Below are 6,850 nucleotides of genomic sequence, written 5' to 3'. Positions count from 1 at the left end.
CGGTTCGACGGGCGGGGGCTGGAAACGGAGCACCCTGGCCACGGACACGGAGAAGAACGACATCGAGGGAAACCCCGAGTCACCAGCGGCTCCGCGACCTAAAGCCAGGAACTGCCACCGCGCCAGCCCCCGACCCTACGTCGATTGTCTCGAACCCAAGCCCGCTCTGCGGCCTTCCGAGTCTGACGAGCGACCAAGAGACTGACTGTGCCAGCGATAAAGCCACCTATAAGTGACCCAGCGAGCCCGGAAAATGCGACGGCGTACGGGCTTCCCGCGCCCATTGCGCTCTCCAACGTTGCCTTGCGCCGACCCCTCCCGACGAAAGTGTCTGAGTCGATGCCATACGCGGTCCGTGCACTCGTCTCGTGCGCGGCGTTCTAGAAGCAGCAGGTTGTGGTTACCGAGGACCTGGCGATGCTGCAGCTCCTGTGCTTCGAGGTCGGACCCACCAAACGCACTCGGAACGTGCCTTGAGGTCTCCGAGCTTGTAAATTTCTGCGAAATCTTCGTTACCATAGGTACGGGCGAGATCGCGCCAGCGGGTCAAACGCTGCACGGCCTCAGCAGTAGCTGCCTCCGATGTGCCTGCGCAGAGAAACACCTTCGTTCCACGACGTGTAATCTTCTCAATCACGTAATACTCCGCTTTTCCTCCGATCCACTCTTCGCCGGCGGGCCCTTGCGAGCCGCTCCGGAGGGCAACCACGCGTTGGGTACCATCGGCCCGTTGCCGTCTGTCGAAGACGAAGGAACTGTCGAGGTCGTCAGCGTCCTTGCGCAGCTTACCCTGGACGAGATACCGAGTCAGCGAATTGTACGTTGGTCCGCCGATCGAGATAAGGCAAGAATCTCGTTTGAACGCCTTGTCGGCTTCGGCCCACTCGTTCTGAGACGTAGGATCGTTGGCGGAGTCGGTAACGTCGCGGCTCGTGGAGATTGCCGCGGTGATCCGTTCGCCGGCTGCCGCTTCACCGAGAAGAGCCTCCACAATTGCTGAGGGTGACCCACCCGTCAGCACAGACGATAATTCCACTGCGTTCCGGTACTCCCCCTCCGATATTGCGCTCCCAGTCCAGCCTTCCTCGGCGATCTCAAGTTCACTACTCGTTCTTGAGCTCTTGACGGTGATAGACGAGAGGTATATTCCAAGTCCGCCCCCACGACCGATCCCGAAGAAGCTGCGCAACTGCGCTCTCCGTCGACCTGCGACTCCAAGTGCGACAGCGGCTAGGAGTGCGGCTGTCGCCAGGTTCGCCAAAATGTTCAACATAAAATCGAGCACTACTCTTCACCCCCGGCGAACTCACCCGTCGAGTTGCCACTGTAGTTTCGACAGATAGTAGCGACTGTCCGGGATGACCGTCGAGCGGCGGTTTCGACGTCGGAGGCGTGCTGACGATGGATGTCCCGCACGACGCACCAAGCCAGTGAGGCTCGAGGGCAGGGTCAGCGCCAAGAGTCGTTGTGTTCGGGCACCGCGGAGTGCTCTTCCTGGACGAGGTCTACGAGTTCGGCCCGCACCTGCTCGACTGCCTGCGCACGCCGCTGGAGGAGGGGGAGGTGCGCCTGGCCCGCAAGGACGGGGTGGTGCGCTACCCGGCGCGCTTCCAGCTCGTCATGGCCGCGAACCCGTGTCCGTGCGCGCCGGCGCGGCCCACGGAGTGCCGCTGCACGCCGCAGACGCTGCGCCGCTACGAGGGTCGGTTGTCGGGCCCGATGCTCGACCGGGTCGATCTGCGGGTGGCGTTCACGCCGGTGACCTCGCTCCGACGGGAGGCCGACGAGGTGCCCGAGGACACCGCCACCGTCCGGGCCCGCGTGCTCACCGCGCGGGAGAAGGCCCGGGCACGGTGGCGGGCGGCGGGCTGGCGCAGCAACGCCGAGGTGCCGGGGCCCGCACTGCGCCGCCACGTGCCGCTCCCACCGCAGACGGCCGCCGACCTCGACCAGATGCTGCGCCACGGCGTCCTCACCGCGCGGGGCCTCGACCGGTGCCTGCGCGTCGCGTGGACGCTGTGCGACCTCCGCGGCGCCGACCGGCCCGACGGCTCCGACATCCACGCGGCGCTCACCCTCAAGCACGAGGGAGCGCAGACATGAGCCCCGGGACCGCGACCGGACACGTCGTCGCCGAGGAGGTGCTGCGCGCCCGGGCCTACCTCATGCGCCTCGCCGAGCCCCCGGCGCCGCGGCTGGGGCACCTCGTGGCCCTCCTCGGGCCCGTCGAGGCCGCGGAGCGCATCCGCGGTGGTGCCGACCTCGGGCGCCATGTCTCGTCCGAGGTGTCCGGACGGCGCGACGTCGACCGCGCCGAGGCCGACCTGGAGGCCGTGCGGGCCCTCGGCGGCCGCCTGCTGGTCCCCGAGGACCCCGGCTGGCCGGCGGCGGCCATGGCGTCCTTCGAGGCGCCGGACCTGGTGGGACACGCGGACTGGGTGGCCCCGCTCGGGCTGTGGGTCCGCGGTCCGGGGTCGCTGGCCGAGCACGCCGACGGCGCGCACCGCAGCGTCGCGGTGGTCGGGTCGCGGGCGGCCACCGGCTACGGCAAGTGGGTCGCGCGGGGCTGGTCGGCCTCGCTGGCCGACGACGGGGTGGCCGTGGTCTCCGGGGCGGCCCACGGCATCGACGGCGAGGCGCACCGCGGCTGCCTCGCGGCGGGCGGCGCGACGGTCGCGGTCCTGGCCTGCGGCGTCGAGCGGGCCTACCCGGCCGCCCACGCCCGGCTGCTCGCGACGATCGCCGAGCGCGGCGCCGTGGTCAGCGAGTACCCGGTGGGCGCCGTCCCCGCCCGGCACCGCTTCCTGGTGCGCAACCGGCTCGTCGCGGCCCTCGCCACCGCGACGCTCGTGGTCGAGGCGGGCGTCCGTAGCGGTGCCGCCCGCACGGCGACGGTGGCCCGGGAGCTCGGGCGGGTGGTCATGGCGGTGCCGGGACCGGTCAGCTCCGCACTGTCGGTGGGGAGCCACCACCTCGCCCGCCAGCCGGGGGTGGGCCTGGTGGGCTCGGTGGAGCACGTCCTGGAGGACATCGGCCCGGCGGGACGGTTCGCCGTCCCGCCGCCGCGTCCCCGCGGCCCGCTCGACGGCCTGTCCACCCCGGCGGTCCGCGTGCACGGCGCGCTGCGGGGCTCCGCGACATCGACCGCCGCGACCCTCGCCCGTGAGGCCGGTGTCGACCCGCGGGTCGTGCCCGCGGCGCTCGACGAGCTGGCCGCCGCCGGGCTCGTCGTACCCGACGGCGAGTGGGGGTGGTGCCGACCCGTCTGACGCCCGGACCCGTGCGACGAACGGTTGCGGAGCGCGACGGTGACGACCGCTGCCCGACAGGGCGACACGGTCACCGACGAGCGCGCGGTGATGCTTGACGACCACCGCTCCGCCTTGGACTCTCAATGGCGATGACCGGCAGATTCCCCTCTCAGGGCACCGACGCGGCCGCTGCGGCGCCGCGCGCCGCGGGCCCTGGTGTGGGGGCCGCCCACACCGGTGGCGAACGGTCCGAGTCGTCACACAGAGCGACCGGGAGGATCTCCGCAGGTCGCGGCGTTGCCGACGAGCAAACCGACGCGGCGGCCCACTCGACCCCCGCGCTGCCGGACGCCCTGGCCCGCGCCGTCACCGACTTCGCCGAGCACCTGCGCCTCGAGCGCGGGCTCTCCGAGCACACCGTGCGCGGCTACACCGGGGACGTCACCGCGGCCCTGCGCCACCTCGTCACCCGCGGCGCCCGGCGCGGCGCCGAGCGGCGCGAGGTCACGCTCACGGACCTCGACCTGACCGCGCTCCGGTCGTGGCTGGCCGCCGGCGGCGTCGGCACCCGCCCCCACGGCGGGGAGGCGGGCCGGCGCTCGCCGCAGCGCACGACCGTCGCCCGGCGGGCGGCCGCCGTCCGCGCCTTCACCGCCTGGGCGGCCCGCACCGGGCGCACCGAGAGCGATGCCGGTGCCCGCCTCGCCTCGCCGCGCGCGCACCACCGGCTGCCCGCCGTGCTGCGCGCCGACCAGGCCGCCGCGGCGCTCGACAACGCCGCGCTGGGGGCCGCCGAGCACGATCCCGTCGCGCTGCGGGACCACCTGCTGCTCGAACTGCTCTACGCCACCGGCATCCGCGTCTCCGAGCTGTGCGGCCTCGACGTCGACGACGTCGACGACGCCCGCCGGACGCTGCGGGTGCTCGGCAAGGGCGCCAAGGAGCGCACCGTCGTCTACGGCGCGCCGGCCGCTGCCGCGCTCGACGCGTGGCGCGCCGACGGCCGCCCGCACCTCGCCGTCCCGGGCTCGCCGCCCGCGCTGCTGCTCGGCGCCCGCGGTGGGCGCCTCGACCCGCGGATCGCGCGCGCCGTCGTCCACGACGCGGCACGCTCGGTTCCCGGGGCACCGGACATCGCACCGCACGGGTTGCGGCACTCGGCCGCGACGCACCTGCTCGAGGGGGGAGCGGACCTGAGAAGCGTCCAGGAGCTGTTGGGACACGCCTCACCGGCGACCACCCAGCTCTACACCCACGTGACCGCCGACCGCCTGAGGGCCGTTCATGACTCCGCCCATCCCCGCGCCTGAGCCGGCGCGCCCGGCGGCGTCCGCGGCGGTCGTCCGCCCGCTGCCCGCGCTGCCCGGCGTCGACTCCGTGTTCACCTCCCCCCGTCCCGGGCGGGGGACCGCGGTGCGTGCCCGCCCGACGACGATCCACCCCGTCACGGCCGCCGACGGCTCCGTCGCCGACGAGGAGGCGTTCGTCGAGGCCGGCATCGCCGAGATGTGGGCCGACTACGCCGACGCGCCGCACGACCGGACGGTCCGCGACCGGCTCGTGCTGCACTACGCGCCGCTGGTCAAGTACGTGGCCGGCCGGGTCGGGACCGGGCTCCCGTCGCACGTGGACGTGGCCGACCTCGTCCAGTGCGGGATCTTCGGGCTGGTCGACGCCATCGAGCGCTTCGAACCCGACCGCGGCCGCAAGTTCGAGGTCTACGCGATGCAGCGCATCCGCGGCGCGATCCTCGACGAGCTGCGCTCCCAGGACTGGGTGCCCCGCTCGGTGCGCTCCCGGGCCCGGGAGATCGAGCGCGCCATCGAGCGCCTCGAGGGCCGCGAGCAGCGCACGTGCAGCGACACCGAGCTCGCGGGCGAGCTCGGCATGGAGACCTCCGACCTGCGCTCGACGTTCGGCCAGATCGCGATGACCAGCGTCGCGGCGCTCGACGAGCTCGTCGCGGCCGGTCGTTCCCACGCGGCCGGGCCCGGGGGGTCGGCGCCCTCGCTCGCCGACTCCCTCCCGGACGCGGCCGCCGAGGACCCGGTGTCGGCGATGGAGTCGCGCGAGACCCGTCGCCAGCTCGCCGAGGCGATCCAGGGGCTGGCCGAGCGCGACCGCACCATCGTCGGTCTGTACTACTTCGAGAACCTGACCCTCGCCGAGATCGGCAAGGTGCTCGGGGTGACCGAGTCGCGGGTCTGCCAGCTGCACACCCGCGCGGTGCTGCGGCTGCGGGCGCGGTTGGCGGAGGCGCACGAGGACTGACGAGGTGGCGTTCGCGGCCGGTCGCGTGGTCCCCATCCTGCGGATCTCCGACCGGGCGCGGGCCCATCCGTTCTACGTCGAGTACCTCGGCTGCACCGACGACCGGACCCGCACGACGGGCGACGGCGGCCCGACCTACCCCCAGGTGTCCCGGGGCGACCTCGTGCTCCGCCTCTCCGAGCACCACGAGCGCGGTCAGAGCGGCCACAGCCGCGTCCGGCCGAGACCGACGAGCAGCAGCGGGTCGAGGTACTGCTCGCGGCGGCCGGGCGGACCGGTGCGCCGGCGCAGACCCCAGTGCAGGCACGCCGCGGCGGGGCAGCCGGGGTGGCCCGCGTCGAGGGTGCCGAGGACGGTCCCGCGGGCCACGGGCGTCCCGACGACGACGCGGGCGGTGACCGGTTCGTAGGTCGTCCGCAGCCCGCCGGGGTGCACGACCGACACCACGCCCCGCCCGGCCAGGGTCCCGGCCTGGGCGACGACGCCGGCGCCGGCCGCGAGCACCGGGGTGCCCCGGGTCGCAGCGAGGTCGACGCCGCGGTGGCCGCGCCCGTAGGGGTTCGGCGGCGGGAGGAAACGCCGGGCGACGGTGCCGGCGCCGCCCCCGGCCGGAGGACCGTCGCGGCCGAGGCCGGCGAGCGGCCAGCCGAAGTCACCGACGGCGATCACCGGGAGCGGGGGATCGGCCGCGCGCGCGGCACCCGTCGTCGTCGGGACCAGGAAGACCAGCGCGAGGAGGAGGGTGAGCAGGCGGGTCGTCACCCTCCTGTGACGCCGCCCGCGGCCGATCGGCTCCCTCCTCCCGGCCGGTTTCGCCGGTGCTCCGAGCCGGTCGGAGGCCGTCGGGGCGCCCGCGTACACTTCGGGTAGCGGCCCGCCCGAGGTGGGTCGACTTCGCGTGCCCCGACGAGCCCGCACAGCAGCCCGCTGCCCCGTGCGCGCCACCCCCGCGGCCGAGCGGTCCCGAGTCCGTGACAGATGGACCCGGGGTCGGTCGCGAACGGGACACCAGGGCGCCGGCCCGCCCGGTCCGGCGCGACAACCGCAGCAGGCCCCAGGGCCTGACCGAGAGACAGAGGTAGCACGACCACCATGGCCGTCGTCACCATGCGACAGCTGCTGGATTCCGGTGTCCACTTCGGCCACCAGACCCGGCGCTGGAACCCCAAGATGCGTCGCTTCATCTTCACCGAGCGCAACGGCATCTACATCATCGACCTGCAGCAGACGCTGTCCTACGTGGACCGCGCCTACGACTTCGTGAAGCAGACGGTCGCCCACGGCGGGACCATCCTCTTCGTCGGCACGAAGAAGCAGGCCCAGGAAGC

The 6,850-nt window shown here is 73.4% G+C and carries 7 protein-coding genes and 2 pseudogenes; 7 read left to right on the top strand and 2 right to left on the bottom strand.

Going from position 1 to position 6,850, the window contains the following annotated elements; all coding sequences use genetic code 11:
• Window positions 1-400 precede the first annotated feature (400 nt).
• On the bottom strand, window positions 401-991 hold the full coding sequence (locus VGH76_RS04500; protein ID WP_331555415.1) for a hypothetical protein: 591 nt from the start codon (window positions 989-991) through the stop codon (window positions 401-403).
• Between the two features lie 470 nt (window positions 992-1,461).
• Between VGH76_RS04500 and VGH76_RS27910 the strand changes: the two are divergent.
• The 6 genes and pseudogenes from VGH76_RS27910 to VGH76_RS27900 form a co-directional block, all read left to right on the top strand.
• Window positions 1,462-1,749 (top strand): annotated as a pseudogene (locus tag VGH76_RS27910) (ATP-binding protein); the annotation flags it as partial.
• On the top strand, window positions 1,744-2,103 hold the full coding sequence (locus VGH76_RS27905; RefSeq protein ID WP_414637668.1) for a hypothetical protein: 360 nt from the start codon (window positions 1,744-1,746) through the stop codon (window positions 2,101-2,103). The pseudogene VGH76_RS27910 and the gene VGH76_RS27905, both read left to right, overlap by 6 nt.
• Window positions 2,100-3,269, top strand: a complete 1,170-nt coding sequence (gene dprA / locus VGH76_RS04490) for a DNA-processing protein DprA (protein WP_331555414.1) — start codon at window positions 2,100-2,102, stop codon at window positions 3,267-3,269. The genes VGH76_RS27905 and dprA overlap by 4 nt, the downstream gene beginning before the upstream one ends.
• Window positions 3,270-3,400: 131 nt before the next feature.
• Window positions 3,401-4,561, top strand: coding sequence for a tyrosine-type recombinase/integrase (locus VGH76_RS04485; RefSeq protein WP_331555413.1), 1,161 nt, complete (start codon window positions 3,401-3,403; stop codon window positions 4,559-4,561).
• A complete protein-coding gene (locus tag VGH76_RS04480; protein ID WP_331555412.1) occupies window positions 4,536-5,522 on the top strand; it encodes a FliA/WhiG family RNA polymerase sigma factor in 987 nt (328 codons plus the stop codon). The genes VGH76_RS04485 and VGH76_RS04480 overlap by 26 nt, the downstream gene beginning before the upstream one ends.
• 4 nt (window positions 5,523-5,526) lie before the next feature.
• A pseudogene (locus VGH76_RS27900) lies at window positions 5,527-5,664 on the top strand (glyoxalase superfamily protein); the annotation flags it as partial.
• 53 nt (window positions 5,665-5,717) lie between these two features.
• On the opposite strand, the gene VGH76_RS04475 reads toward VGH76_RS27900, so the two are convergent.
• The gene (locus VGH76_RS04475) at window positions 5,718-6,284 is read right to left on the bottom strand and encodes a M23 family metallopeptidase (protein WP_331555411.1); all 567 of its coding nucleotides are present in this window, start codon (window positions 6,282-6,284) and stop codon (window positions 5,718-5,720) included.
• A 330-nt stretch (window positions 6,285-6,614) separates the two neighbouring features.
• Between VGH76_RS04475 and rpsB the strand changes: the two genes are divergently transcribed.
• Window positions 6,615-6,850, top strand: a 236-nt coding sequence (gene rpsB / locus VGH76_RS04470) for a 30S ribosomal protein S2 (RefSeq protein WP_331555410.1), incomplete at its 3' end; no start/stop codon positions are given.

Origin of the sequence: Actinomycetospora sp. (assembly GCF_036497585.1) — a bacterium.
In the GTDB taxonomy this organism is placed as follows: domain Bacteria; phylum Actinomycetota; class Actinomycetes; order Mycobacteriales; family Pseudonocardiaceae; genus Actinomycetospora.
The sequence above is the reverse complement of the archived record's forward strand: the minus strand, read 5'-3'. Positions and strand labels throughout refer to the sequence as shown.